This is a genomic window from Methanosarcina sp. Kolksee, assembly GCF_000969945.1.
Classification (GTDB): domain Archaea; phylum Halobacteriota; class Methanosarcinia; order Methanosarcinales; family Methanosarcinaceae; genus Methanosarcina; species Methanosarcina vacuolata.
In genome coordinates this window covers 1,310,995-1,337,312 of record NZ_CP009524.1, presented here as the reverse complement: position 1 = coordinate 1,337,312, position 26,318 = coordinate 1,310,995, and the positions used below count along the sequence as shown (strand labels likewise).

27 protein-coding genes and 1 pseudogene are annotated in these 26,318 nt (G+C 39.5%); 9 read left to right on the top strand and 19 right to left on the bottom strand.

From position 1 onward, the window contains the following. Positions 1-155: 155 nt before the first annotated feature. Positions 156-887: an alanyl-tRNA editing protein AlaXM gene (alaXM, locus tag MSKOL_RS05670; RefSeq protein WP_048154262.1), complete on the bottom strand. Its 732-nt coding sequence runs from the start codon at positions 885-887 to the stop codon at positions 156-158. 311 nt (positions 888-1,198) lie between these two features. Here alaXM and MSKOL_RS05665 point away from each other — a divergent pair, with 311 nt between their 5' ends. After that, positions 1,199-1,891, top strand: a complete 693-nt coding sequence (locus MSKOL_RS05665; protein ID WP_048119206.1) for an AIM24 family protein — start codon at positions 1,199-1,201, stop codon at positions 1,889-1,891. 882 nt (positions 1,892-2,773) lie between these two features. Here the strand turns inward: MSKOL_RS05665 and MSKOL_RS05660 are convergent. Next, a complete protein-coding gene (locus MSKOL_RS05660; RefSeq protein WP_229393745.1) occupies positions 2,774-4,072 on the bottom strand; it encodes a cell surface protein in 1,299 nt (432 codons plus the stop codon). Positions 4,073-4,615: 543 nt separating this feature from the next. On the opposite strand from MSKOL_RS05660, the gene MSKOL_RS05655 reads away from it, so the two are divergent. Further along, positions 4,616-5,530: a mechanosensitive ion channel family protein gene (locus tag MSKOL_RS05655; RefSeq protein ID WP_048119198.1), complete on the top strand. Its 915-nt coding sequence runs from the start codon at positions 4,616-4,618 to the stop codon at positions 5,528-5,530. Between the two features lie 274 nt (positions 5,531-5,804). Here the strand turns inward: MSKOL_RS05655 and MSKOL_RS05650 are convergent, their stop codons facing one another. Continuing rightward, a complete protein-coding gene (locus tag MSKOL_RS05650; protein WP_048119195.1) occupies positions 5,805-6,167 on the bottom strand; it encodes an Mth938-like domain-containing protein in 363 nt (120 codons plus the stop codon). 839 nt (positions 6,168-7,006) lie between these two features. Here MSKOL_RS05650 and MSKOL_RS05645 point away from each other — a divergent pair. Then, on the top strand, positions 7,007-7,420 hold the full coding sequence (locus MSKOL_RS05645) for an Ig-like domain-containing protein (RefSeq protein WP_048119192.1): 414 nt from the start codon (positions 7,007-7,009) through the stop codon (positions 7,418-7,420). 255 nt (positions 7,421-7,675) lie between these two features. Here MSKOL_RS05645 and MSKOL_RS05640 read toward each other — a convergent pair whose 3' ends face one another. The 3 genes from MSKOL_RS05640 to MSKOL_RS05625 form a co-directional block, all read right to left on the bottom strand. Beyond that, entirely contained in the window at positions 7,676-8,482 is an 807-nt protein-coding gene (locus tag MSKOL_RS05640; protein WP_048119190.1) for a DUF166 domain-containing protein, read from the bottom strand. A gap of 496 nt (positions 8,483-8,978) precedes the next feature. Next, a complete protein-coding gene (locus tag MSKOL_RS05630; RefSeq protein ID WP_048119187.1) occupies positions 8,979-9,365 on the bottom strand; it encodes a 4Fe-4S binding protein in 387 nt (128 codons plus the stop codon). 2 nt (positions 9,366-9,367) lie between these two features. Further along, entirely contained in the window at positions 9,368-10,870 is a 1,503-nt protein-coding gene (locus MSKOL_RS05625; RefSeq protein WP_048119184.1) for an L-aspartate semialdehyde sulfurtransferase, read from the bottom strand. Between the two features lie 338 nt (positions 10,871-11,208). On the opposite strand from MSKOL_RS05625, the gene MSKOL_RS05620 reads away from it, so the two are divergent. Then, on the top strand, positions 11,209-11,652 hold the full coding sequence (locus MSKOL_RS05620; protein ID WP_048119181.1) for an adenylyltransferase/cytidyltransferase family protein: 444 nt from the start codon (positions 11,209-11,211) through the stop codon (positions 11,650-11,652). Between the two features lie 87 nt (positions 11,653-11,739). Here MSKOL_RS05620 and MSKOL_RS05615 read toward each other — a convergent pair whose 3' ends face one another. The 10 genes from MSKOL_RS05615 to MSKOL_RS20950 all read right to left on the bottom strand — a co-directional run bounded on the left by MSKOL_RS05615 (position 11,740) and on the right by MSKOL_RS20950 (position 17,779). Then, entirely contained in the window at positions 11,740-12,882 is a 1,143-nt protein-coding gene (locus MSKOL_RS05615; protein ID WP_048119178.1) for a pyridoxal phosphate-dependent aminotransferase, read from the bottom strand. Between the two features lie 52 nt (positions 12,883-12,934). After that, a complete protein-coding gene (ribH, locus tag MSKOL_RS05610; protein WP_048119176.1) occupies positions 12,935-13,339 on the bottom strand; it encodes a 6,7-dimethyl-8-ribityllumazine synthase in 405 nt (134 codons plus the stop codon). Between the two features lie 44 nt (positions 13,340-13,383). After that, complete coding sequence (ribC, locus tag MSKOL_RS05605; RefSeq protein WP_048119173.1) at positions 13,384-13,842, bottom strand: riboflavin synthase; 459 nt, start codon at positions 13,840-13,842, stop codon at positions 13,384-13,386. A 99-nt stretch (positions 13,843-13,941) separates the two neighbouring features. After that, positions 13,942-14,145 carry a hypothetical protein gene (locus MSKOL_RS21565; RefSeq protein WP_048154256.1) on the bottom strand — a complete coding sequence of 68 codons (204 nt, stop codon included), beginning with the start codon at positions 14,143-14,145 and terminating at the stop codon, positions 13,942-13,944. A gap of 22 nt (positions 14,146-14,167) precedes the next feature. Then, complete coding sequence (locus tag MSKOL_RS21560) at positions 14,168-14,518, bottom strand: alanine--glyoxylate aminotransferase family protein (RefSeq protein WP_048119166.1); 351 nt, start codon at positions 14,516-14,518, stop codon at positions 14,168-14,170. A 509-nt stretch (positions 14,519-15,027) separates the two neighbouring features. Next, entirely contained in the window at positions 15,028-15,588 is a 561-nt protein-coding gene (locus MSKOL_RS05590; RefSeq protein ID WP_048119163.1) for a CBS domain-containing protein, read from the bottom strand. Positions 15,589-15,816: 228 nt separating this feature from the next. Continuing rightward, complete coding sequence (locus tag MSKOL_RS20665) at positions 15,817-16,032, bottom strand: hypothetical protein (RefSeq protein WP_048119160.1); 216 nt, start codon at positions 16,030-16,032, stop codon at positions 15,817-15,819. Next, positions 16,020-16,136, bottom strand: coding sequence for a hypothetical protein (locus MSKOL_RS21555; protein WP_332310044.1), 117 nt, complete (start codon positions 16,134-16,136; stop codon positions 16,020-16,022). The genes MSKOL_RS20665 and MSKOL_RS21555 overlap by 13 nt, the downstream gene beginning before the upstream one ends. A 366-nt stretch (positions 16,137-16,502) precedes the next feature. Then, on the bottom strand, positions 16,503-17,153 hold the full coding sequence (locus tag MSKOL_RS05580) for a flavodoxin family protein (protein ID WP_048119157.1): 651 nt from the start codon (positions 17,151-17,153) through the stop codon (positions 16,503-16,505). Between the two features lie 248 nt (positions 17,154-17,401). Next, a complete protein-coding gene (locus MSKOL_RS20950; protein ID WP_231592465.1) occupies positions 17,402-17,779 on the bottom strand; it encodes a winged helix-turn-helix domain-containing protein in 378 nt (125 codons plus the stop codon). Between the two features lie 1,281 nt (positions 17,780-19,060). On the opposite strand from MSKOL_RS20950, the gene MSKOL_RS05570 reads away from it, so the two are divergent. From MSKOL_RS05570 to MSKOL_RS05560, 3 genes are all read left to right on the top strand, one after another. Then, the gene (locus MSKOL_RS05570; protein ID WP_048119154.1) at positions 19,061-19,846 is read left to right on the top strand and encodes a winged helix-turn-helix domain-containing protein; all 786 of its coding nucleotides are present in this window, start codon (positions 19,061-19,063) and stop codon (positions 19,844-19,846) included. Positions 19,847-19,921: 75 nt separating this feature from the next. Then, positions 19,922-22,516, top strand: coding sequence for a histidine kinase dimerization/phosphoacceptor domain -containing protein (locus MSKOL_RS05565; protein ID WP_048154251.1), 2,595 nt, complete (start codon positions 19,922-19,924; stop codon positions 22,514-22,516). Positions 22,517-22,550: 34 nt separating this feature from the next. Beyond that, positions 22,551-22,964, top strand: a complete 414-nt coding sequence (locus MSKOL_RS05560; protein WP_048123738.1) for a response regulator — start codon at positions 22,551-22,553, stop codon at positions 22,962-22,964. A gap of 406 nt (positions 22,965-23,370) precedes the next feature. Here MSKOL_RS05560 and MSKOL_RS21725 read toward each other — a convergent pair. Then, positions 23,371-23,628: pseudogene (locus tag MSKOL_RS21725) on the bottom strand (pentapeptide repeat-containing protein); the annotation flags it as partial. Positions 23,629-23,796: 168 nt separating this feature from the next. On the opposite strand from MSKOL_RS21725, the gene MSKOL_RS05550 reads away from it, so the two are divergent. Continuing rightward, positions 23,797-24,270, top strand: coding sequence for a response regulator (locus tag MSKOL_RS05550; RefSeq protein WP_048119143.1), 474 nt, complete (start codon positions 23,797-23,799; stop codon positions 24,268-24,270). Positions 24,271-24,689: 419 nt separating this feature from the next. Here the strand turns inward: MSKOL_RS05550 and MSKOL_RS05545 are convergent, their stop codons facing one another. Together MSKOL_RS05545 and MSKOL_RS05540 are read right to left on the bottom strand one after the other, a co-directional pair. Further along, positions 24,690-25,049, bottom strand: a complete 360-nt coding sequence (locus tag MSKOL_RS05545; protein WP_048119140.1) for a TrmB family transcriptional regulator — start codon at positions 25,047-25,049, stop codon at positions 24,690-24,692. A gap of 36 nt (positions 25,050-25,085) precedes the next feature. Further along, positions 25,086-25,541, bottom strand: coding sequence for a MarR family winged helix-turn-helix transcriptional regulator (locus tag MSKOL_RS05540; protein ID WP_048119137.1), 456 nt, complete (start codon positions 25,539-25,541; stop codon positions 25,086-25,088). Between the two features lie 500 nt (positions 25,542-26,041). Here MSKOL_RS05540 and MSKOL_RS19830 point away from each other — a divergent pair, with 500 nt between their 5' ends. Continuing rightward, complete coding sequence (locus MSKOL_RS19830; RefSeq protein ID WP_156150976.1) at positions 26,042-26,230, top strand: hypothetical protein; 189 nt, start codon at positions 26,042-26,044, stop codon at positions 26,228-26,230. The last annotated feature ends 88 nt before the right edge of the window (positions 26,231-26,318 follow it).

Here is a 26,318-nt window from a genome sequence, read left to right as displayed (position 1 = left end):
AAGTATAGGAAAAGTATAGGAAAAGTCGAAAACTGAAATCTCCCGAAAAAAAGATTCAGGCTTAAATTTCTGCTTTTTTTACAAAAAATTCCAAACTTTTTAAGGTCATAAAAAGAAAATAAAAATGAAGAAAAAGCTCAGGTTTGTTCTTGAGATTAATTCACAAGTGTAAAGTACATTCTCCTGTTGCTCTTCCCTTTATTCTGAAGTTTTATGATTTTTATGCCTTTTATTTCGTCAGTATTTTTAACATGGGTCCCTCCACAGGCTTCAATCGTGACTCCTTCGATTTCAACGATGCGCACTTCTTTTATTTCGTCGGAAAAGCCTTTTGCCAGCGTGGTTAACCTTGAGAGCTTTTCTTCGGCTTCTTTGCGGCTTACAAGGTAGAAATTAACAGGATTTTTCCGGGCTATTATGTCATTGGCAATTTTCTCATATTCAGCAAACTTATCCCTGTCAAAGACCTCAAGACTGAAATCCACCCTACTCTGGTCAAGACCAAGCTGGTTTCCGGTTATCTGAGCCCCGGCCTCCTTTTCAATTACGTTTGCTATTACGTGAGTCGCCGTATGCATACGCATATGCCTGTAACGTCGATCCCAGTCTATGAATCCTTTTACTTTGTCCCCTGCTTTTAATCCGTTAGAAACATTTTCACCATCTATCTCGTGACTGATATCTCCATTGAACTTACCCACATAAAGGCCATTAAACTCAGCCCCATCGGATTCACGAACCAACTTTCCGGCATCGCTGGGCTGTCCCCCGCTTTCGGGATAAAAGGCGGTACGGTCAAGAACCACAAATCGATTATCTGTAACTTTTTCGACAGTTGCTTCGAATTCTTTCAGATAACAATCAAGGAAGTAAAGCGCCTCTGTCATTGCCAAACCTCTTTTCTTAAACTTAATTAAAGGAGATAAAAACTGTCAGAGTACATAAACTATGCAGTTTTGAGTAAAAATCCAGCCTTACCAATCTGATTCTCCAGGAGTGCATAAGTAACAATGGAAAAACCTATTTCAACCACTTATAATTATTGAAAATTCAACTCAAGCGAAACGGACTCGTCCTTCCGATACGGAACTCGGGCTTGTCAACGTGATAATACAGTTTGAGATAAATACTTTATAACTGTATAGATAATTGAATTATTAAACAATTAAGAAAATAGAACATAAAAAGAGATGAGAGTTTGGGACGCTATTCAATAGAGGATTTCATTCAAAGTACAGAAGAAAAAGACCTTAATCAGGGAATTTTTGAATTGGAACGAGACCGACTTCTTGAAGTTAACCTTGAAGGAATTGTCTGGACAAAAAGAGGTTCAATGGTCGCGTACACAGGAGATATCGTTTTTACGAGGGAAGGAGTTTTCGAACACGGAATCGGCACCTTTGTGAAGAAGGCGCTTACAGGTGAGGGAGTCAGCCTCACAAAAGCCGAAGGCAAAGGAAAGCTCTACCTCGCAGATGAAGGAAAAAAGGTATCAGTCCTGAAACTTGATAACGATTCCATTTTTGTAAATGGAAACGATCTACTTGCCTTTGAGACCTCGCTAAACTGGAACATAAAAATGATGAAAAGTGTTTCAGGAATGATGGCAGGAGGGCTTTTCAACATAAAACTGGAAGGAACCGGTATGGCTGCCATTACAACTCACCAGGACCCCCTGACTCTCCAGGTAAGCCCAGGTCACCCGGTCTTTACCGACCCCAATGCTACAGTTGCCTGGTCAGGAAACCTGGAACCTGAAATAAAAACTGACATTTCCCTGAAAACCCTGGTTGGAAGAAGCAGTGGGGAGTCATTCCAGATGGCTTTCAAAGGAGAGGGATTTGTAGTGGTTCAGCCTTACGAGGAAGTTTATTTCCAGACGCAGACCTGAAAACGCAGTTTTGGATGTAAATGTCTGCATTTACCCAATTACTATCCGACAATCCAGGACAGAACAACAGCCATGAGAAAGTTGTAGTTCATAAAATTGTCCCTGTTGGCTAAGTAACTTCACCCCATGCGCCTTCGGTTATATTTCCCGATGGTGACTACGGGATGAACGACGATTGGTGGATTCAGTAATTTCACTCCATGCGTCTTCGGTTAAGTGAGAAATCGTGACAAATTGCGTTAATTTCCTCAACCCCCCTCAAATATTTTAATAAATTAAAAGCTGGAAACAGGCATCGATTTCATATAAATAGTCCAAATTTAAGGCCGGTTTCTAGTGAAAAAGATAGCTTTCAGGCAAGAAAATTCCTTAACCGATGCCAAATGAACTTCACTCTAATTCCTCCTATACGCTCACGATTATCATTATAATTCAGCCTTCTTGAGCGCAACCGTTGACCCGAAACCGTTGCGCCGGCTGATCACAAACCGTTGCGCCGGTTTATCACGCCGATAGGGTTTGGGGATAAGATTCTCAAACTCAAACTTTTATCGGGTTTTCGGTCAAGCCTTTTTTGAAAAGAGTTGTGATCACGCCTATAGGGTTTGGGGCTAAGTTCATCAAATTCAAACGTTTGCTGGGTTTTCGGTCAAGCCTTTTTTGAAAAGGGTTGCGGTCAAGCCTTTTTTGAAAAGGGTTGTGATCATTCCCATTTGATAACCCAAACTGAAATAAGGAAATCAGCCGCCTGAGTGAGTTGAAAATATGGCCTTTTCTACCCCTAATTCAGTCCTCTTGAGCGAGCGAAGTGAGCGAAAAGGGCACCGTCCTCCCGAGACGGGACTCGGGAGTTGCAACCTTGCCTTAACTGAGTTCATGCCGTTATCCCGAAACAGGACTCGGGAAGGTCACATGCAAATCGCTATTGATTAAACTGAGACTGGAAAGAAGATTTTTCTTTTGGTGTTCCAGCTCTTCCTTTAAAGCAGCCAGCTTCTTTTCAGAATCCACAATGTCCTCTTCAAGCGAGCGAGTCCTGCTCAGGAGTTCAGCTTCCTTATGTTCGAGTTCAACCAGCTTTCCGGTATCCGAGCTTTCGAGTTCAGCTTTCTTTGCCTCAAACTCTTTCAGGGCTTCAAGATACTCTTTTTTCCGCTCTGGAAAGTTTGAGATTGCAGCTTTGACCTGTAAAAGAGCTTTTTCTTTTTTCTGGGCCTGCATATCCAGTGCATTATCCTCGAATATTTTTTGGAGTTCCGGGAAAAAAGAAGGATTTACGTGTACAGGAGCTTCAAGGCAAATATCGAGCTGTTTCTTTACTTCTGGCTTTAAGGTATACCTGCCACTTTCATGAAGTTTCTTAATCCTTGAGAAATGTCCTGAAAGCGGGAGAACAAGAGAACTCAAGCCTGTTTCGGCTTTCCTGAGTTTTTCCCTGGCGGCAATGGATTCTGCCTGAAGGTTCTGTAAACTCTGCCAGACGGAGCCATTTCTGAAGTCTTCGAGAGCCTGGCTGGCTTCGGAAGTTTCAGCCTTTAAAGCCTGAATTTTTTGGTTTCTGGATTCAAATTCCAGCTCTTCGGCAGATATTGAAGCAAAAAGTTCCTGTATTTTATTGATGTCCGAGTGAGCTGCTTCTATAGTGTCCATTTCCTTCTTATTTACCTGAATTACCTCTCCGAGCTCGTTAAAAATCTTACCCAGACTGGCAAGGTTGTCACTAACTTCTTTAGATTCTTCAGGAAAAACGCCTCTTGTATACCTGAAACTCTGATTCATATGCTCCAGACAGGTATTGATGCTCTGCGTAGCTGCCCCATAGAAACTTTCAAGAGCCCTGAAATCCTTATTTTCCTTCACTCTGATTTTATCTATCAACATTGTGACCTGCTTTGTCACATTTTCTCTGTTGCTCTTCGCTCGCTTTACAGCCCTAATATCAAAGTCTCCTTCGACTTTAGCCTCCGCAAGCATTGAGTTACTTTCCTTGAGTGCCAGAAGCGAAGCTTCAAGTTCTCTCAAAAGGTTGGATACATCCTTTTCCACCCTGGAAGAGATTTTTTGAGATCTTGTATCCAGCCATGCTGGAAGGTCTTCAAAATTAATCTCCTTGAGATCAGTCTCCACACTGGAACCTTCTTTTTTTCCAAAGAGCTTTTTAATCCACTTCAACCTTGACATTCCCTGAGTTTGATAAAATTATTTAACTTATTTCTTTAGTTCTGTATATTTTTGAAACTTGTTATGTGAAATAATTATTCTGTAAAAGACGTTTTTGGACTAAAAAGACAGAATAAAAGAAAGATAGAATCTATGACATATAGAGATTAAATGCTTTTTAAACTGATAGCCAGAGGATTAGTATAATCCTGCACTTTACTTCAGAAGTTTACTCTTTATAAGTCCTACTTTTCATAAATTACTTTTCATAAGTTCTACTTTTCATAGATCCTACTTTTCATAAGTTCTACTTTTCATAAGTTCTACTTTTCATAAGTTCTACTTTTCATAAGTCCTACTTTTCATAAGTCCTACTTTTCATAAGTCCTACTCTTCATAAGTTCTATTCTTTATAAGTTCTACTTTTCATAAGTCCTATTTTTCGTAAGTTCTACTTTTAATAGCGAATATTTTTAATAAGTTGTACTGTTAATAAGTTATACCGGATAAGCTACATGAGAATCTTTTGCTTCTCCACGAAGAGAAGAAAGAAGGCAGGTAAAAATGAGCTTTGAGACAGTAATGAAGCAGGTAATTCCATATACGGACATCACGATATCCAGGCTGATTTTTGCAGCAATGGTGCTGGTTATGGGGTTCGTTTTATCAAAGTATATTATTCGTGTTTTCAGAAGAGGAATACAGAAAACAAAGATTCCGGACCTTACCGTTCAATTTCTCACTCGTTTTTTAAGTATCCTCCTTTATGTAATTATTATTCTTATTTTCTTGAAGAGTCTCAATTTTGACGTGGACAGTTATATAGTAGGAGTTTCTGCAGCAATAGGCATTGTTCTTGGACTTGGCCTGCAGGATACCTTTACAAACCTGACTGCCGGAGTATGTGTTGCCGCAATCAGGCCTATTGACACGGGAGAAATTGTAACCGTGAACGGACAGACCGGAAAAGTGAAATCTGTAGGGATTATGTCAACCGAACTCCTAACTCTTGACAACCAGCTCATAACAATCCCGAATAAGCTTGTCTGGGGAAGCTCTATTGTTAATATGACACGGATGCCTACAAGAAGAGTATCGGTTGATGTAGGAATAAGTTACTCCTCAAACCTCGAAAAAGCTACAGAGATAGCACTCAATCTAATGAAAACACACCCTCTTGTCCTTAAAGAACCCGAACCCGCAGTAGTAACCACTGAGCTTGCCAATTCCTCAATAAATTTGCAGCTACGGGCCTGGGCAAAAACCGGAGAAATGGGAATCGTAAAGAATGACCTTGTTGCAGGAATATTTGACGCTTATACGAAAGAAGGAATTGAGATTCCGTTCCCCCAGATGGATATAAATATAAAAAAAATGGAACCAAAAGAAGGTGGAAAACACACCACAGGACAGAATATAACGGTACAGGAAGAAAGAATTGTACTTGAAGAGGGACACAACGTGGAAGGACTATATTAAGCAAAACCAGTCTTTCTTTTGAAAACCGGTCTATACTTCCCTGGCCATCATATCTCTTGGCATGAAAATTCTTTCAAGTACTTTCATTTCTTTGTGCCTGTAATTAGAAGAATTTCATGCGCGTTTTTTACACTTGACAAGTTATATGGACTTAACATAGTACATGGACTTAGTTTATGGACTTAACATAGTACATGGACTTAGTTTATGGACTTAACATAGTACATGGACTTAGTTTATGGACTTAACATAGACATGGACTTAGTTTATGGACTTAACATGTTATATGGAACATGGCAGTGATATTTCCTTCAAGCTCGTTCCAGCGTTCAATTGCCCACGGTGTTGGAAAAAGTTCTACTCCACACTTTTTTTCTGCAAAAAAATTTTCAGCTTCCTCAGACAGTTTAACGAAACCTGTCTGCCCGGTTCCGATAAGGATTTTTTCAGTCCCTTCCTCATAAATGTGCTTTGCTTCCTCAAGCGAGATTTTATGGGAAGTCCCGTAGAGCTCCTTTGACAATCCTTTTTCTCTTTTTTCGACCTGTCCATTAAGGCGAATAAGTATGTCATATTTAAAGGTCTCTCCGTTTACAGTAATAGAACCAAAACTCGTGGAATCAATCTTTGGCTTCATGGTTCACCTCTTAAATTGAAACTGAAAACAAGATTTTCTATTTTATAATAGTTGTACATGCTTCATATAATTAACAGATATGCCCTGAATATTAAATTTTCAAGCCATAAGCATGTCTGAATATAACCATTCATATACTTCTGACTCTTACAGGGCAATCTGATAAAATAATATACTTGAGAAGGGCTCTACATATTTGAAGAATGAAATCAGGTACATTAGGCACTATGATCAAAATCTGCCATAAGCAGTTAAAGATTATCCTGCCAACTTTTAAGTTCAATGGTAAGCAGGTAGACGAGTTATCAGATAACAAAAATGTAACCCTATATGCATCATTTTGCAAGGACGAATAAGTGCGGAATTTTGGAATTCAAAAAATCCCCGGATAGAAAAGTGTGACAATGTGAACAAATAACATATCTTAATTACGAATAACAGGCCTGATTTTAAATAAATAGAATAAATCCGCTATTTTAGAAGCATAAAAGACTCCAATATCCTGTTTTTAAAGAAAAAAAATTGTATTCATTAGTATTTTTCCACATGAAGACTTAACAATAGAAATTATATGACACAAACTCATCAAGAGCTTTATATTTTTATTCTAATCTTTAATAAGTGCAGTTACAGACATTAATAGTATGATGATCTTCTGATCTTTAAGATAAAGTATTATCAAGTTTTAAATTCATTTTTCTATTTTTATTCACAGATAAAAAAATAAGTATGTTTATATGATAATATTTCCCAGTGGGTTTCGATAATAGGTGTTCTCGGATCAAAAGAGACCGCCTCCGAGAAAATAAAATATAATAGGATAATACGGAGGAAAAGTAATGCGAAAAATTATGCTTAAAACAATCTGTATTTTCACATTAGTCTTTTTTGTCCTGTCAATGACAGGAGCAGCAGCATGCAATAACAATTGTAAAACAGATGCAATAAATGATTCTTATAGTATTAGCCTTAAATCATGTCCAAATACTGTTTATTGCTTTAAATATACTACTTTACTTAATAATGATAAAGGATGCAACCTTAAAGTTACGACTACCGGAACTTACAAGACCACACTGGGCGGAAAAGTGACAGTTTATAGTGATGGTAAATTCTGCTATAAAGCATCAGCAGCATGTTGCTCCAAAAAATGTTGTACTTGCACTGACACCTTCACATACAAGATAAAAGGTAAGGATGGAAAAACCGATTGTGCAAAGGTTACCCTGAAACTCAAATGCCCCACCTGCTAAAGTACTTATTAGGTACTTGCTCCAGTAGGTGCATTTATTTGAACTAAACGCATAAAGGGATAAGGAAGTTTTAACTTCCAGGGATTTAATCCCAAATCCCTTAATGCTTGTCAGTATCCTGTTTCGGCCTTAATTTTGCCAAAACGCGAAGTTTATGCTTATTTTTTTTTGTTGGGCTCAGATTAATGAATTTTGGTTTTTTAAATTTTGGTTTTTAATAAGAATATTTTTAGGAAGCTTTTCAGATAGCACTTTTCAGAAGCTCGAACTTGAGATTTCGTCCCCACAAACTGCGGACAATCGGGCTTTTTCCTTTTTTGCACATTCCATTGCGTCTTCAACAGCTTCCCTGATGATATACCCGGCCTTGTGAAGGATAGTATCCCCAAGCTGAGGATCTTTGTCCATGCTGGCGGTACAGGGATAGGAATGATGAGCACCTGAGATGGTCTCCTTATATTCAACCGTATCAGTCCAGCCGAGCTTTTTTGCCACAAACCAGGTGGAACCACAGGGGGCATCCCTGAGAACGCCTGCTCCGATAAACATCTTCCCATCAGGGCTCATTTCAATTCTGAGCACAGGCTTCCCGAAACCAAGGTCAACAAAAGCATCTATTACAGGTTTTCCGGTTTTTTCAAGGGCGCAGAAAGGCTTTGGACCTTCAAACTCAACTCCAATAGCTTCAAGCTCTTTTTTAAGCTGTTCAAGAACTCCTGCAGGAGTTTTCTTTGAGTCTTCGGAAGGCGCGATTACGGCTTTTGCTTTTGTTTTCTTCACAACGTCCGGAAGGGCTATAAGAAGGTCTGGGTGGATGCCAATAGCAAGTATCAGATCGCATTCCGGAAGTTTTTGAGGCATATACTGCTCGGGATCTTCTATAAACGTGGGCAGGTCTTGAGGAAATTCATGAATTCCTACAATCAGGTTAGCATACGACTTCCTGGCCTGCCTGCAGTGGTTGCAGAGTTCTCCGCAGGACACGCAGAAATTTCCAGGATTGATGAGGTTCTGGATAACTTTTTTACCAAGTTCGCCTGAGTATAGTACGAGGATCTTCATAATTTACCCCTATTTTTAAAGACTGTAAGAATTATGTTTGCGTCTTTTCATTTCATTGTAGATAGAAATCCGAATTACTTTTCCCCCTGGAAAAGAAATAATAGGGAAACGAAATCAGCGAATAGACTTTTGGAAAATTGGTTGAGAAGCTGTTAATGTTCAGTTCTGGTACCTTCTCCTTTAATGTCTATCCGATTTTCTATGTAATTTTTGTATGATATATTATTATTTGTTTCAATGTATAAATAGCAGGAGTTTCGAAATAGAAATCAGTATCCATATCTAAATCTCGATATACAGTTACAGGGAAAGAAAAAGGGAAAGAAAAAGGGAAAGAAAAAAGGAAAGAAAAAGAGAGAGAAAAAGGAAAGAAAAAGGAAAGAAAAAGGGAAAAAAGGAAAGAAAAAAGGAAAGAAAAAAGGAAAGGAAAAGGGAAAGAAGAAAGAGAAATAAACAGATTGCCAAGGAAAGGATAGTCATTCGGTCTTTCCTTTCTTCATTCTCCCAGTTTCAAAGCCCCATGAGGGCACATCTTGATGCACACACCGCACTGGATGCATTTCTTTTCATCTACCAGGACACTCCAGGAATTGTCAAAAGAATACACATTCATAGGGCAGACCGAAATACATGCTCCGCACTCGATACATTCTTCCTCGTCCCTGTGAATAGGCCTGTCCAGGATGGAAACGATAGCTCCTCTCGATTCCAGGGCATTTTTGATTCTATCGAACTTGAGATCGTTTACGTCGGCTATCAATTCCCCATAGGTTGAGTCGATATTTGCAACCATTATATTAATCAGGATTCCGGTTTCGACTATGGACTCGGAAATAATGGGGTTATGGATTCTTTCGGTAGGAATGGTGATCTTGATTTTCATGTTCAGTACCTCCTGGCAAGAAGTTTGCTGATATTGTCACTTGTTATTATTCCAAGAACCCGTCTCTGCGCATCGATCACCGGCATTGCAGATACCCCGTAACGGTCCAGCCGCCTGGCTGCAAGATCTACAGGCTCGTTCGGAGCACAGGTAAGCACCTTTTTCGTCATAACGCTCTCTACCGAATCAAAGCAATTCTCTGCAACGGCTTTTGAGATATCCCAAGCAGTCAGGATCCCAACCAGTTCCCCGGCATCTGAAATCACAGTCAGATGATTGAAAGAATTCTCCCAGATTTTCTTTGCAGCGTCCTGGACAGTTTGATCTCTTTTGATGGTCACAAAAAAACTGGACATTACATCTTTTACGAGAGGTACTGCCTGAGTTTCTTTCATGGGTTTAGCAGACCCTTCAGCACATAGTCTTTCCACGGGCATACTGACAAAGAATTTCCCGTGCTTAACCCACTGCTTTAACTCATTTGCAATCTTTCTCGCATTCTTGAAACTGGAAAGGGAAGATGTGGGCACGTCTTTTCCGTCAATCTGCACCGAGCCTGACCTGAGCTCAGCATAATTTACCTCTCTGACAATCGGTTTGTCCCGGCTTCCCACAGCATAGTCCTGGATGGTGGTAACAATATCTTCATCACGAACTGCAGTAGCAGCAGCAATTTTTTCGTTAAGGATAGGGATGGGAATCCCGATTCCCATGTAAAGAGTGGCACCGTATCCGGTAAAGGAAGCAGCCCTCAAATAGTCAGGGTTCATCTCTTTCAGGTTACCTTTAAGCATAAGAGTTCCAAAACCTGAAGAAGGAGAATGCTGAGTTCCATTCCCTATAACATAGCCCTGGGCTCCTCCCATGAAAATCCTTGTTCCCATGCCTATAGTTTCATAGCTCGGGTCATTTGAGAGAGGAGAGAGTACGCCTGCCCCCGAATAAGTTACATTTCCAAAATTAGGCAGAAGCTCACCCATATAAGTATTTAGAATCCTTTTGGAACTGTTGGTTGCTGCTGCATATTTCTGATAAGCGTTCCTGGGGTTAAGAAGAATGGCTTCATTAAGGTCTTCAAGAGAGACTATCGTATCAAGCACTTTCCTTGGATAACAGTCCGTCCCATATGAAGTCGCATGAACATCTATCTCTTTGCCCCTGAGGAGGTCTTCAATAACATGAGCTCCACCATACTGAATTCCTCGTGTATCTGATATCTGGGCAGCCCCCAGGTAAGCGTCTACAGCTGCCAGTCCGCTGTATGCTTCCACATTGTTGAACCAGATCTTCTGGATTTTTATGGGAGGCTCGGAATGACCCAGGTTAAGCATTAAGCCGGATGAACACATAGCTCCGAATGTGCCTGTAGTAACCACATCTACTTCTTTTGCAGCCCCTTCAGCGCCAAGCTCCTCAACAATTGTGACCATTTCCTCAGCTGTCACTACATTGACGCTTCCATCTTCAATTTTTCTATTAATCTCATGAACCGATTTTTTAACCATTGGGGGTCTCCTCTTTTTGCAGATTTATATGAATTGTAATATTTATTATAATTATATATTACTTGTGATAATGTAAAGGTAACAGCCCTGTCGGAAGACGTAAAAAGCTGTGCCTGAATTTGATTTATTATCAGGTTTTCAAGTTTATATCCTGAGCTCAATAAATAATATTCATAATTATGAGCCATATATATTACTTGCGATAATTTGGAAATTCTCTTACTATAAAGTCAAACTATAAATGATATAACAGTTCATGTGGCAAACAGTTTGAACAATCAGTAGTTCTTCTCATACTCCATGAAGGTTAATTTCAGTAAGTTTCTTATGCTTAAAGGATATACCCGAGGCCAGGTGATCTGTTGACACGTATACTTGCTACCGGGACTTTTGACCTTCTCCATCCCGGACATATTTATTTTCTGACCCAGGCCCGAGCTCTTGGAGATGAGCTTTTCGTTATTGTTGCGAGAGACTCAAATGTAACTCACAAGCCAAAACCAATTGTGCCCGAGGAGCAGCGGCTGGAGATGGTAAGTGCATTAGGAATAGTAGATAAAGCGCTTCTTGGAAGCGAAAAAGATATGTTTGAACCCCTGAAGCAGATCAGACCGGATATAATTGCCCTGGGTTACGACCAGCGTTTTGACGCCGAACTTCTGGAAAAAGAACTTGCTAAAAGAGGGCTTCCTGCAAATGTGGTAAGAATTCCACTTTCAAAAGAATGCCCACTTTGCAGTACAGGTGCAATCATAAAAGAGGTGCTTAAACGGTATGGATAAATTTGCCCCCTACCGTTTCTCGATTTGATTGCACCTGTTATCCTTTACTCATACCTTTTTTCAGAAAGATAATTTACTGGATTTAATTCAGGAAAATACCTTTTCAAGTCTTTCAAGAGCTTCCCTGATTCGGTCAATCGATGTTGCATAGGAAATCCTGACGAAATCCTCACCAGACGAACCAAAAGCAATTCCAGGAGTAACTGCCACCTGAGCTTCTTTCAGGAGACGTTCTGCAACCTGAGTCCCGTTTCCATACTCGCTGACATTAGCAAAAGCATAGAAAGCTCCATCGGGCTTTTTACATTCAAACCCCATCTTATTCAGGCCGTCGATAAGGACATCGCGGCGTACCTTAAAACGGTCAACCATTGCTTTAACGCTGTCCTGAGGGCCCTGAAGGGCTTCAAGTCCACCGTACTGAACAAACGTAGTCGCACTACTTACCGAATGAGACTGAATTTTAAGTAGAAGTTTGAGAATTTCAGGAGGAGCAGTCAGATAGCCGAGTCTCCAGCCTGTCATGGCATATGCCTTGGAAAAACCATTTACGGTGATAGTTCTTTCCTGCATTCCATCAAGGCTACCAATGCTGATATGCTCCCTGTCATAGATAATTTTCTCATAAATCTCATCTGAAACTACTATGAGATCATGGTCAATTGCAAGATCCGCGATACAGTGCAAAGTCTTTTTCCCGAAAACTCCACCTGTTGGATTTCCCGGACTATTTACAACAATGAGCTTGGTTTTATCAGTGATGTATTCTTCAAAATTGTCAGGGATGAAACCTTTTTCAGGGACTGTCGGAACCCAGACTGTTTCCGCCCCTGCAAAACGTATGCATGCGTCATAAGTTACCCATGAAGGATTAAACAATAGAGCCTGGTCCCCATCATCGAGAACGCCCATCATTACCTCAAAAATTCCCTGTTTTGCTCCGGGGGTGACAAGTACACCTGCTTCGGTTACATCGAGGTTATTTTCCGTTCTCAATTTTTCGGCAATGGCGGCCCTTAATTCAGGAATACCTCCAGAAGGGGCATAGTGGGTTTTTCCCTCATACATAGCCTTTGCCGCAGCATCGCAGATATTCTTAGGGGTATTGAAATCAGGTTCACCAAGGCTGAAATTGATTACGTCTGTACCCTCTTTAATCATTCTGGTTGCAATATTGGAGATCCTTATCGTTGCGGATTCTTCTACACGCTTGAGCCTTGCGGATGACATAGGGATGGTCCTGGTTTATTACATTTGCTAGTTTATTTAGATAATATAACATTCACAGCCGCCGCACCAGCTTTACTGCAGCTTCAACGGCCCTCTTTGCATAGTCCACACGTTCATGAGCCGCCATGCGGGTCATACCTGGGCCAGGAATTCCAAGAGTTACAGGCTTATTGAACTCAAGAGAAAGATCCATGATCTTCCTTGCAGCGTGCTGCATAACCACCTGGTCATGGTCGGTATCACCTTCGATTACAGATCCTATAGTAACCACGGCATCGATGTCTTCCCTCTGGCAAAGCTTCTTGATCGCAAGGGGCATGTCAAAGACTCCTGGGACAAGAATAGTCTCTTTAACTGTTGCCCCCAGGAACTCCGCATGTTCTCTTCCAAGCAGTTCCATCTGATAGGTCAGATCCCTGTTAAATTCAGCTACAACAAATCCTAGGCTGATAGTCATCTGATAAGGTCTCCAGTCTTGTTTTTACATAAATTGATTCACGTTCATAATGGGCCTGCGTCCTCAAAGCCTTGCCTTTGGCCGGTACCGGCTTCTCGAATTAGCTTTTCAGGCTTGAAGAGCAGTTTGATTACATTTAAAGCGTGCTCTCGGGTCCTTCTGTCCATAAGGAAAGCAAGTTCCTTTTCATCCTTTCCTTCATTTTCATGGACAAAGACCTCGATAATATGGGTATTGGTCATGAGCTGGGCCATAATAATGCCCTGAGAAGCTTCATGAGCACAGATTTTGTCCTGTTCCTTAGCTCCAGGCATACCAAGAGCCATAACGATATCGCACCCTTCTTCTTCAATAAGTTTTTTGGCTGCGACCGGAAGGTCCTTTATCCCTGGCACAGTAACTCTTTTGATTTTTACAGACACATTTTTTTGTATCTCATCAATTGCCGCACGTCCCATATTATAGCGTGCGAATGTGGTATCTGCAATTCCTATTGTGGGCATGTAAATCCGATCGGAATTTCGGTTAAAATCTTATAAGGGTTTTCCTGAAAAGAGCTGGTAGATATTGTTCTACCTGTATCAAATCCATAATTATCCTTTTCAGGCTCTGTCAAGAACCCTGGTTGCAGCTTCTGTACCTGCTCCCAGGAGATCAACGTAACCACGCTTATTCAGCACGATCTCCAGCTGCTGGGCAGTCGAAAGCACATCTCTTCCGGTTGCATTACCCATGCAGCCTATTCTGAAAATATTGTTTTTAAGACGTTCCTTCACGCCTGCAATAATTACTCCTCTTACCTTCATATGACTCTTTATATCCTCACCGTTAACACTTGTGGGAGCCTTCATAGAATACAACTGGGACAACGTCCGCATAAATAGCTGCAATATCTTTAAACCGCTCTCCGAACTTTCCGTTTTCTATGGGAATAACTTTGTCTCCGCTCCCATCCAGAGAACCTACAGCAGCTTTCATTCCCGCCGTTCCCGAATCGCTTAGCACGAAAATATCATTCTTTGTCTGGAAAACGCTGGAAAGAATTTCCCCGCAATCTGTATAGATTCCGGCAAACTCCGCACTTCGATGGTTGCTCATCGGTTTTGACACAGCTCTAAGGACTCTGGGTGTAACAGTTACGGGGCCAGGCATCATGAGAAGGGTATCTTCCAGATCCATATATCATGCTCCACATTTTTTAAAAATTTAATTTAGTATATAATTAAATTTTAATATTTGATTTAATTAATCCGAGTTTATTTTTTGATTTAATCCAAGTTTATTTTTTGATTAAATTAATCCGAGTTTATTTTTTAATAGAATTTAATATTTGTCCTTAAATCTAATTCAAATTATTTTTGAGTTAATATAATATTAGATTGTAGTTATAAAGTGTTTTAATATTTCCGTTTATATCTGTTTAAAGAGTTTGTATTACACTTACAGTAGTAAAATACTGCAAATTTGAAATAATTCAGAGTAATATCGTTGTGATACGGTATACTTAAAAGGCCCTGCAGTATCTTATTCAAGTAGTTTGTCACAGGACTATATCAGTTAAGTTATTTTGCATGGTTAAGCATTATTCCGAGTTAGAGATCAGGTTTAATTGGATTCTAGTATATAATTATGTGCTTTTCAAACCCTGATCCCGAATACCGCTCTATAAGGAGAACGGATTTTGCCAATCAGCCCTGGAGAAGCGTCATTACATCATGTTTTGTCACAACGCCGATAACTGCCCCTTTTTCTACGACCAGTACGGCAGGATTTCCTTCCAGCATGTGCGACACGACTGAGATAGAGATACCTGGAGACACTGTTGGGAAGGCCTCTCCCATTATCTCAGAGACTTTCATCTGGGAAATTGATTTTTTCTTACTTTCGGCCATCAATTTCACTATCATGTCTTCGGAAACACTTCCAACCGGAATGCCACCATCAAGTACAGGGACCTGTGAAAAACCATGCTTCTGCATCAAGTTTACTACTTCTTCCACAGAATCGCCTGGAGAAACATGAATTACAGGGGAATGCATAAGATCTATTATAATAATCTGCTGTTCCTTTTCAACTTCCTCAAAAGCGTCAAGGATTTTCCTGACAGTCGAAAGCCTGGGATCTACGTCTCCCGATTCTATACGAGCTATAAGGGGCTGACTTACTCCTGCCCTTTTAGCCAGATCGCTCTGGGTAAGCCCGAGTTCATTTCTTCTTTTTTTAAGATCTTCGGGTGTTGGAAGCTGCATGTATATTACCGATAGTAATTATTATATTTAATATCATTGGTTAACATAATTTGTGAAGTTAAAAAATAGTTGATATTAAATTCAGAGAATTATTCTCGGAAAAACTCCACAACATAACAGGTGATATTAAATTAAGAGGATTTTTCTCGAAAAAACTCTATGACATAACTGGGTAAAAATGGAAGTTAAAAATATTCAGTTTAAAAACAGATAATGCAAACACTGTATTTAAAAAATTAAATAAGTTGTGACTGAAGATCCAGTTTCTTTTATTGCTTTAAGGAAGTGTTTCTGCTTAACATTTTTTGTATGAAGATCCTCACCAGAACAAGCCTTCAGAACAAACCTTCTCACCTTTTTACATACGGCTGCAATGTCTGCACCTGTATACTGATTGTTCATAGAAACGAGCTTTTCGATATCAATATCCTCTACAGGCTCCATTTTTCGGTATGGACTTTGAAGATCTCCCTGCAAGCTCCCTCATAAGAGGTCGGAAAAAAGATCAGTTCATCAAAATGTCCTGGCAGGATAAGTGCAGGATCAATGACGTCAGGGCGATTGGCTGCACCAATTACTACTCAGCCCTGAGTTCTTCAAACCCATCTATTTCTGAGAGAAGCTGATTAAGGATTCTTGCCGTAACCTGAAGCTCAATTATAGAAACCCTGCGAGTGGGCGCAAGTGAGTCAAGTTCCTCCAAAAAATTATTTAAAGAGCGCCCTGCCTTGCCCGTGTAAAAGACCTCAACTATCGCCTATTCGGTTAATGCCTTTTCCAACATCCCTTTGATCGGCTTCTGCAACTTTCAATTTTATCGTCTTTTTATCGCTATCGACCAAATAATACCCCCATCTAGCAGTAAAAGTGTCAGGACTTTGTGAAAAGATCAACAGCCCTCGGATAGGTCAGCATCAGTCGCTTACCTTTTTTGCCTCCTCATCAAGTTTCTTTAAATTGGTAGGGATAGGGTTTTCTTTGAGCAGCTTTGCAAAATATGCCAGATTGTGTACCATATATCTGGCTGTCCGATTTGTATAGAGATGCTTATCTCCTCCAGCTTCTATGTAACTTGGACCCGGACCGGCATCACCAACCCAATAACAGTCTGCATTTGGAGGGACAGTGCAGCCCAGATGAGTAAGGCTAAAGAGTATAGTTGAACAGACATCGTGTGCCCCATCCTCGTTTCCTGTAACTATGACTCCTGCAGCCTTTCCATAAAGAGGATACTGACCGGTTTTGGGATCCCCTTCCATATAAGTTCCATCCAGCCTCTCAATTACCATCTTTGCCACAGATGAGAGAACTCCAAACCAGATGGGAGTTGCTATAACAAGAATATTACAGGCTTTTATCTTCTCAAGGATCAAGGGCCATTCATCGCCTCCTCCTTCATCTGAGGAAATCCCAAAAGCCACGTTATGATCCACAACCCTTATCACTTCACTTTCAACACCAAGTTCATCGAAGATAGCTACTGCCTTGTCAACAAGAGCGCGAGTATTTGATACCCGAGGCGATTTTTTCAGAGTGCAGTTTAAAAAAAGTGCCTTAATCACCATAGTATATATGTTTCCAAACTGCTTTTATTTATATGAGGGCGCATTATAATTTAGAAATGCTATTTCGAATTACTCACCAGGCGCTTATCCTCACCTGATCTTTGGGCTGAGTTACATAAGAGTAACTCAAGAAAAAAGATGGACACGGAAAAAGTCGATTTCAAGTGTAATTTTAAGATAGTAAAAATGAAAAATTGAAAATAAAAAAGATGGGAAAATTTAATAGAAAGTAAAAAGATAAAAATCTTTTAGAGCTTGAGTTCCTTAGCCATTTCCTGAAAGACTTTTCCTTTGTCAGTAGTGATGAAAAGCCCATTTTCATGTCTGATAAGCTCTTTTTCTTTTAACATTTCAAGGTATTTCTGGGCGATATTGAAGTTCAGATTTACCTCATATACAATATGAGTTTTCTTGGCCCCGTTCATTGCGACTCTTAAAATATCTACTGCGATATCAGTCCTGCTCCTTCTCTTAATACTGACTCCCCCACGGTAGTTTATAAATAATCTTTGCAAGTAGTTACACTTTAAAAATATTAAAGCATATCTTTTTGTAGGTAACAAAGATTCTAAATCTTTATCGTTCTCCTTTCTATATAACAATTTCAGTTCTATATATAATGTCAAGTTATAAAGAAAAAAGATTTAAACGGACAAGTTCTCTATTACGGCTCGAAAAAAAAAGAAATTGCCAGAAATAAATTGGAAACAGCCCTCAGTTGATCTTTTCAAATAAAATTAGAATTAACAAAGAGTACATATTAGACACTAAAATCGTATAAAACAAAATAAGAAGTTGCGTAAAAAGATGCACTCATACCCTTCAAAATACTGAAGCGATTAGTGAATAATTTAGCTAAAGGAAGTTTTCCTGAGATTATAACTTTGCTTCATGCGTCTTCAATTAAGTGAAGAATCGTGACAAATTGCATCAATTTTCTCAACATTTTTTAAATATGTTACTAAATTATGAGCTGGAACAAAATAGTGATTTCATGTAAAGAGGCAAAAATTTAAGGCCGGCTTCTAATGCAAAATCGACAGTTATCAGGCGCAAAATCGACAGCTATCGGGCAAGAAAATTCTTTAATCCATGACCAATGAGAAAAAATTCAATACGGAGGTACCCAGAAGCTATGGCATTCCCACATACCACAGTTCTGGTACATTTTTAATGCATTTGCTGGAGTTTGGAGTAAAGAATATTTCGGTTAAGCCTGAAATTTTCTTTTTTAGTTTTCCAGAAGTACCGTGAGTTTCAGCCAGATATTCACATAGATTCTGCATGAATCCAGCAGTACTCTGTAATTTCATCTCAAAAGGATGAAACAATTTCTAGCGTTTTTTAATGTTTGTATTTTAATCCGTTTTTAATGTGCCATTTTTAGTTCATTTTTATGTCGTTTTTTATTTCACCGTTTTTATTATTGGTGGTAATTTTATCCCGTTTTTTCGTATAATTTTTTAATTATTTTAGTGGTCACTTTATCCGATTTTTCTTGCCATATTTGGTTATTACGTGATCACTTATCCCGTTTTTAACGCCATTTTTAATTTATTACTTGCCCTTTCGGAAGTATTCATTGTTCTTTCAGGCAATTCTTTTTTGTTGGATTTGTTCTTGTTAACTGGCAAGTGACTTATCTATGGTTTCAATAATATATAGCCCGATCCGCGTTGCTCTTGCAAAAGTTTCGGGAAAAAGAAAGAGCTACATGCAGGTCCTAAGGTAGAGTGATTTTTTAATGGCATTAAAATTTTCAATCGAATTTACCAAGACTCATGAATCCTTTTAGAACCTCTTTCAAAATCTATTTCAGAATGTGTTCAAACTCAAAAATTTTTAAATATAAATTGGATATAACATAATCTTTTAATAAAAGTACTTTCTATAAATATGAGTTAACAATGAGCTCATCTTTGTGTGATACTATCTGGCTTTCTGAAAAAAGAAAAAATCTCCTTTTACTGCTTATGGAAGGTCCCAGGGACATTGAGCAAATAAAAACCTCTCTCAACGTGACCTCAAAGGCGATGATGCCCCAGATTAAGATCCTTAAAAAACAGGGCCTGGTCCTTCAGAAAGAGAACACTTATATGCTCTCGGAGATTGGAAAACTTGTCGTAGGAAACATGCTCCCTCTCCTTAATACACTTGAGGTCCTCGAGGAAAACAAGGAATACTGGACAAGCCGGGATACAAGTGTCATACCCCAGGAGCAATTTATGCGGCTTGGAGAACTGGGGGAGTGCATGGTAATCGAACCTGATCTTAACCATCTTTTTGACCTTCCAAGGGAATTTACTGAAAATCTTATAAAATCCAGATGCATCATGAGTTCGCTTTCTTATTATCATCCTCTTTATTCGTCGCTTTATTCCAGGCTTGCAAAAAGCGGAGCTGAAATGGAAATAGTGCTTACAAAAGCCGTACTTGAAAGGCTAAAAAATGACTGCAGAGACGAGCTGGAAACCCTGCTCGACTCCGAGAATACGGTTGTTAAAGTCTGCGAGGAAAACCTGAAGCTTCCGACAATTGCTGTTACTGAAAAATTCATGTATATCTGCCTCTTCGACAAGCAGGGAAAATACGACCACAGAAAAGTGATGAGTTTCGATGCAAGCGCTCTTCGCTGGGGAAGGGAGCTTTTCATACATTATAATGAATTGTCTCAAAAAGTAATCGAAATCTGAAGCATGCCTGGTCTTTACAGGCAAGACAGAAACAGGCCTTTCACCTTTCTTTCATAACTGGCTGGAGTTTTGACTATGAGATTTAATAATTTCCCCCTGAAATCAAAGCTAGTTATCTATATTGTTGTCGGGGTTTTTCTTGTTCTTGCAGTCTCTACGGCTGTGATCATCAGTACGGTCACTTCCCAGGAAGAAAAGCTGGCTTATCAGAAATCAATCGAAATGGCAAGCAGTTATGCAAACCAGTTCGACGCCGACATGAAAGCTAACAGCGCGGTTGCAAATACGGTTGCCCTTACAATGGAAAATTACAAGGCTTCCAACAGGACTGAGGTAATTGGCATCCTTAAGAATATCCTTGAAAAAAATCCGAATTTGATTGGGGTTTATGTGGGATATGAGCCAAACGCTTTTGATGGCAAAGATGCAGAATATATTAACGCCCCAGGACACGATGCAACAGGCAGGTTTGTCCCCTATTGTAATAAGATTAAAGGCAATCTTACGGTAGCGCCTCTTGTTAATTATGATTCTTCTGATTATTACCAGCTTCCCAAAGCCAGAGGAGAGGATGTCCTTACAGAACCGTACTTTTATGAAGGCATATTCATGGTCAGCCATGTTTCCCCGATTTTCAAGGATGGAAAGTTCGTGGGGATAGCGGGGGCGGATGTCCCTCTGAAATATATGGACGAGGTGGTGAGTAAGGTCAAGGCATTTGATACGGGATATGCCTTCATGGTAAGTAACACAGGTGTCCTGCTCTCTTACCCTACACACAAGGAATGGATCGGGAAAAAGAGTCTTTATGATTTTAATTCGAAAGAAATAGCCAGAGCCGCAGATGACATAAAAAATGGAACTGGCGGATATATTGAGACCGTGGACTCTACTACAGGCAAACCTGTTGTAATGTTCTACGAGCCTGTGCGAACCGGTGATCTCGCCTTTGTGCTTGTAATTCCAAAAGAAGAAATGCTTGCAGGTGTTGTTGATCTTCGGAACAGGCTTCTGGTTATTTCTGCGATTTCAATTCTCTTCATGGCTGCCCTTTCTTATATGATTGCCCTTTCTATCACAAAGCCGATAGATGAAATTGTTCAGGATTTCAAGAGTATCGCACAGGACGCAGTTAAAGGAAAGCTTGATGTCAGGGCAGATACGGATGTGGAGAGAGACTTCAGGGAAATCCCTATGGGCCTGAATGAAATTCTTAAAGCTGTAATTGTTCCAGTCAGAGAGAGTATAAGAGTGACCAATGCTCTTGCAGAAGGAGAATTAAAAGAAAGGGTCAATTTAGATGTGCAGGGAGAGTTCAGAGAACTCGGAAATACACTTGATAAATTCTCCGAAACATTGAACAGTATTATCGATGATTCAAATGCAGTCCTTACTGCATTCCAGCAGAATGATTTTAAGCGACCCATCAGTATCCACGGGAAGGGAGATTTCAAGCTACTTACTGACGGGATCGAAGAAACCCGCCAGGCTCTTGATATGATTACAACCCAACGCATAGAAGCGGAAAAAGCCCTTCTGGACTATGCGAAAGAACTTGAGCGTTCCAACAAGCTTAAAGAGGATCTGGAAAGGGTTGTTAATACAAGTCCTGTAATCGTGTTTCTATGGAAGTATGAACCCATGTGGCCTGCAGAGTTTGTTTCGGAAAATATTACTCGGCTGGGTTATGAGGTGGAGGATTTTACCTCGAACAGGCTTCTTTATGGAGATATTGTGCATCCCGAAGACCTGGAAAAGATGGCTGTCGAACTTGAGATGAACGTTGAAGCCGGCTGCACGGACTATACCTCAGAATATCGGATTCTCACAAAATCCGGGGAGGTCCGCTGGGTTGACGAAAGGACAGTTATCCAGCGCAGCAAGGACGGCGAAGTCCATCTTCAGGGCATTATTCTGGACATAACCGAGCATAAGAAAGCCGAGGATGCACTTCTCCAGATGGAGGAAATTCGCAAAAAAGAAATCCATCACCGCATCAAGAATAATTTGCAGGTGATTTCTATGCTTTTATATCTTGAGTCCGGAAATTTTACGGACAGGGATGTGATCGAGGCTTTCAGGGACAGCCAGAACAGGGTCAAATCAATGGCTCTTGTCCACGAAAAACTGTACCAGTCCGAGGATATGGTAAGTGTGGACTTTGCGGATTATATTAAGAATCTTGTAGATTACCTGTTCCAGTCATACTCCCTGGACAGCAGGAAAGTGAGTTTGAAGCTGGATGTCGAAAAGGTTTTTCTGGGAATGGATACGGCTGTTCCCCTGGGAATAATTGTCAATGAGCTGGTCTCGAATTCCCTGAAACATGCTTTTGCCGGAGAGAAAGAAGGAGAGATATATATTGAGTTACACAGAAATAGAGAAAACTCTACCTTGCAGGAAAAGAATTATGATAACTCCGGAAATACAAAAGCCATGCCGCAGAATAATGAACAGACTGGCCTTAACGGCGTAACTGAGGACAGGGAGGAGAAGTTAACCCTTATAGTTAGAGATAACGGCAGGGGATTCCCTGAGAAACTGGACTTCCGGAATACAACTTCCCTGGGACTACAACTGGTAACAACGCTTGTAGATCAGATTGAAGGGGATATTAGACTCGACCGGAGCAGGGGAACAGGTTTCGAGATTAGTTTTTTCAGGAGATGAATTCTAAATAGTGTGATTGTCGGAAGGAAGAAAAATGGCAGAAGAAAGAAAAAAGGCGGAAGGAAGAATTCTGATCGTTGAGGACGAGCATATCGTTGCAATGGGAATAAAAAAAATGGTAAAGAGTTTGGGATACACGGTTACCGGTGTAGCCTCGTCCGGAGAAGATGCCATTAGCAAGGCTGAGAGTACTTTCCCTGATGTCGTGCTCATGGATATCATGTTAAAAGGTAATATGGACGGCGTAGAAGCTGCAGGTGAAATCAGGGAAAGATTTGATGTACCGGTTGTTTACCTGACTGCTTATTCTGATAATAAGATTCTTGAAAGGGCTAAGAAAACTGAACCTTTTGGTTATATAGTAAAACCTTTTGATGAGAAAGATCTGCACAGCAGCATTGAGATAGCCCTGCACAGGCACAGGAAGGAAAAAGAAAAAACGGAATGATTCAGGACGAGATAGAGCAGAACGAAAGATATTCCGGGAAAGAGAAATACAGAATGAAAAAACAGCTTGAATGGCCAACAGCAAAGAAATAAGAAAGTCAGATGCCCAGGAAAAAACTCGTATCTGGCAGAAAACTGTTTTCCCGGGTTATTTAAGAAATCCTGAAATCTTCCGGACCGCCAAAGTTTACTTCTTTTTCTTTACAGGCAAAGGCGCCCTCCTATTCTTCCGGCACCTTTTTCCCGAGATCTCTTTTAATTTTGCCAGACAGTACTATTGAAATTTTTAATTGGATCAAAATATCCCTTGCCCCCGGACAAAGTTCTTCCCCTTCGACATGGACAGGGCCAGCTTAAAGTTCCTATTCTTTTGTAAGTACCATACGGGGTGGGTTATATACCTTAATTTATATAGGGTTCAATGCAGGAAGTAATAGAGAAGTTTGCCTTCTTTCCCAGGTTTGTAAATAATTATTGAAATCGTAATTACTGAAATCATACTTACTGAAATCGTAATTATTGAAATCATAATTATTGAAATTACAATTATTAAAATCGTAATTATTGAAATTATAAATATTGAAATCGTAATTATTGAAATCGTAATTAGTAAAATCACAATTACTAAAATTATAAGTATTGAAATCGTAATTATTGAAATCGTAATTATTGAAATTTTTGAATTGCTTTCATAACTTAGAGATCGAATGTGTTCGAATGCTTCTGTTCCGGCCTATAATTTCATTGACAGATTGGAGGATTTAAGCCTTAAATAGTTAGGAGACCTGTTTCAAACTCAGTTCTCTGAAGCTGAATAAAGGTGTAACAGTAATATGGTAGAAGGAAGAATTCTGGTTGTTGAGGACGATCATATCGTTGCAATGGGAATACGGATAATGCTGAAGAATCTGGGACATACTGTTACGGGTGTAGTTTCATCCGGAGAGGAAGCTATTAGCAAAGCTGAAAGCACCCGACCTGATCTTGTGCTTATGGATATTATGTTAAAAGGTAACCTGAATGGCATAGAAGCATCAAAGGAGATAATTACCAGGTTCGGTATTCCAGTTGTTTACCTTACTGCCTGTTCGGACCGCCAGCTTCTCGAACAGATCTGGAATGTGGGGTCTGGATGTATTGTGAAACCTTTTGATGAAAAAGATCTGGAAAAAAGCATTGATATCGTTCTTTCGCGGTGCAGGTTAGAGGAAAAGGATGTGAAAGAAAACTCGCAAAAGCCTCAAAGTGATTCAGAAAAATTCAGGACTGCTTCGGGTTACCTGCCCGTTCTCAAATGTTTAAAGTAAACTTTCAGGCAATGTGCCGAGTTCTGTAAAATTACAAATTTTATGAGAGTTAAATATAAAATTCCACATGTTTTAATGGTGGATACAGCATTATCTCAGCATTATCTGTACCAATTTTCGTTATCTGTAAACTTAGTTATCTCATCTCACCATGTCATTCAACCACTATTATATATACTATACTGTCACTGCAAGGCGATTAGAGAACCAGGAAAGCTGCTCCCTTAAAACTGACCCAAAAGGCGAAGAATTAAGGGAGAGGTAGTTCACGAGATTGGAGAACTTAGAATTAAACCAGTACCTGTAATTCTGGAATATAGTGTCAATTTTATAATAATTAAAAACAGGTTAAATTAAATAATACCTCAGGTTACATTAAATCTTTTTTAAAGTCTCATACATTTTCTTGCTTATATTTCTTAGACCCGTACTTTTAATTTGCGAAAACTTCCCACTGAAAATCCATTTGTTGCAGGACTCAAGGCGTTAAGTTCATTTGCAGTCTCGCTTAGAGAAAGCATAAAGTCAGTCCTTATCCTGAAAATGAGCTCTTCAGGCTCTACGCAGCAAAAAAGTGTTGGTTCACCCTCGATTATCCGGACATACCCCTTCTTCTCCATTCCTCTGAGCGTTCCATAAACTTTAGATCTGGGGACTCCGGAACTTTCTGCAATTTCACTGGCTCGCGCTTGTTTAAGGCAGACAAGTACTGCGTAGATTTTAGCTTCATTTCTGGTAAAACCCAGCTTTTGAAGATTTTCTATAATTTTACGAGTCACTTCCTCCTCCTCCTTTCATCGACCTTATAATTAGATTTATTTAATTTGTTGACTAACCGCCTTTCTTAAAATCCTCACCATTGTCTCGAGACTCAGAACATAGTCCTCTATATCCTTTTCATCTACAAGCTTAAGCAGCTCATCGACGATCTGGTTAGAATAATTATAACACTCTAATCCCTTTTCAGTCAGAGAAACAAGCACTTTCCTTCGGTCTTCAGGGTCAGTTTTTCGAAATACCAACCCTTTTTTCTCCAGATCATCAACCATTCGAGTGAGGCTGCTTTTATCCATACCTGTATACCTCCCTATGGTTGAGGGCATGATTTCACCTTCCATACCTATGATCTTGATTACCACGGGCTGATTCTTGCTTAAATTTTTGAATTTGCTAATGATTTTCTTCTGAAAAGTTTGTTCAAAAATAAAATTGTCAAGAGCATCTCTTTCCATCATCAGAAGAATTATTTTCTTCAGGGTTGCTTCATCCATTTTATTCACTGTTCCTTTTTACACCTGATTTTGCAATCAAAAGCATATTCTCAGGGAGTAATTTCCGAATATAATGAATTATAATAATATTGATTTTTCAATTATACGAAATTAAATAATTGAAAAATCAATAGTTGATAAATCAACAATATCATGAACATATTTAAGCTTCACGGTTTACATACACACAAAAAATGTATAAGGTACAAAACTGATTCTTTGTTTTGTGAAAAATCTAATTTTATGTTCCTTTGAACTCAAAAAACTCATTAACAAAGAGTCAATTGGAAGAAAAAGTTACAGAAATCTTTTAAAACACAAAATAAGAAGTTATATTTCTAGTGTCGGGTCAACCGCAAAATGTCGTATAAAATCGATTGCAATTATTCGGAATTATTGAATCCTTGAGGATTGACTCGACACTAGTATATCGATTCTCAAATATACACACAATAAGAAAATAAATACAGTTTATGACGCAAATATTATTTTAAAGTCACATGGAATTTTGTAACACGGAAAACGCAGCCGGTCGCAGAGTGATTCGATCTGGATATTACAACCATGGAAAACACGGAAAGCACGGAAGAAACACGCCTTTACTACTGATTTCCGTGTCTTCCGTGCTTTCAGTGGTTTTCAAAAAATTCGTTTCTGACATAATTTGGAATCGATGCACTAGAAACTAATTTTTCAGAAGGCCAAATACAATTAAAAGGTTTAAAATATAATCAGACTAAAGACTTAAAACCTGGCTGCAAATTGATTTTATCCTGA

Bases quoted from the DNA above. Each gene is read 5' to 3' on its own strand.
- MSKOL_RS19830 (WP_156150976.1), top strand. From the start codon at position 26,042: ATGGAATTTTGTAACACGGAAAACGCAGCCGGTCGCAGAGTGATTCGA.
- MSKOL_RS05565 (WP_048154251.1), top strand. From the start codon at position 19,922: ATGAGATTTAATAATTTCCCCCTGAAATCAAAGCTAGTTATCTATATT.
- MSKOL_RS05570 (WP_048119154.1), top strand. From the start codon at position 19,061: ATGAGCTCATCTTTGTGTGATACTATCTGGCTTTCTGAAAAAAGAAAA.
- MSKOL_RS05650 (WP_048119195.1), bottom strand. From the start codon at position 6,167: ATGAAGCCAAAGATTGATTCCACGAGTTTTGGTTCTATTACTGTAAAC.
- MSKOL_RS05540 (WP_048119137.1), bottom strand. From the start codon at position 25,541: ATGGATGAAGCAACCCTGAAGAAAATAATTCTTCTGATGATGGAAAGA.
- ribH (WP_048119176.1), bottom strand. From the start codon at position 13,339: ATGACTATCAGCCTAGGATTTGTTGTAGCTGAATTTAACAGGGATCTG.
- MSKOL_RS05660 (WP_229393745.1), bottom strand. From the start codon at position 4,072: ATGTCAAGGTTGAAGTGGATTAAAAAGCTCTTTGGAAAAAAAGAAGGT.
- MSKOL_RS05630 (WP_048119187.1), bottom strand. From the start codon at position 9,365: ATGAAAATCAAGATCACCATTCCTACCGAAAGAATCCATAACCCCATT.
- ribC (WP_048119173.1), bottom strand. From the start codon at position 13,842: ATGCCCACAATAGGAATTGCAGATACCACATTCGCACGCTATAATATG.
- MSKOL_RS05580 (WP_048119157.1), bottom strand. From the start codon at position 17,153: ATGGTGATTAAGGCACTTTTTTTAAACTGCACTCTGAAAAAATCGCCT.
- MSKOL_RS05655 (WP_048119198.1), top strand. From the start codon at position 4,616: ATGAGCTTTGAGACAGTAATGAAGCAGGTAATTCCATATACGGACATC.
- MSKOL_RS05590 (WP_048119163.1), bottom strand. From the start codon at position 15,588: ATGCAGCTTCCAACACCCGAAGATCTTAAAAAAAGAAGAAATGAACTC.
- MSKOL_RS05560 (WP_048123738.1), top strand. From the start codon at position 22,551: ATGGCAGAAGAAAGAAAAAAGGCGGAAGGAAGAATTCTGATCGTTGAG.
- MSKOL_RS05625 (WP_048119184.1), bottom strand. From the start codon at position 10,870: ATGGTTAAAAAATCGGTTCATGAGATTAATAGAAAAATTGAAGATGGA.
- MSKOL_RS05645 (WP_048119192.1), top strand. From the start codon at position 7,007: ATGCGAAAAATTATGCTTAAAACAATCTGTATTTTCACATTAGTCTTT.
- MSKOL_RS20665 (WP_048119160.1), bottom strand. From the start codon at position 16,032: ATGGAGCCTGTAGAGGATATTGATATCGAAAAGCTCGTTTCTATGAAC.
- alaXM (WP_048154262.1), bottom strand. From the start codon at position 887: ATGACAGAGGCGCTTTACTTCCTTGATTGTTATCTGAAAGAATTCGAA.
- MSKOL_RS21565 (WP_048154256.1), bottom strand. From the start codon at position 14,145: ATGAAGGTAAGAGGAGTAATTATTGCAGGCGTGAAGGAACGTCTTAAA.
- MSKOL_RS05615 (WP_048119178.1), bottom strand. From the start codon at position 12,882: ATGTCATCCGCAAGGCTCAAGCGTGTAGAAGAATCCGCAACGATAAGG.
- MSKOL_RS21560 (WP_048119166.1), bottom strand. From the start codon at position 14,518: ATGGATCTGGAAGATACCCTTCTCATGATGCCTGGCCCCGTAACTGTT.
- MSKOL_RS05640 (WP_048119190.1), bottom strand. From the start codon at position 8,482: ATGAAGATCCTCGTACTATACTCAGGCGAACTTGGTAAAAAAGTTATC.
- MSKOL_RS05550 (WP_048119143.1), top strand. From the start codon at position 23,797: ATGGTAGAAGGAAGAATTCTGGTTGTTGAGGACGATCATATCGTTGCA.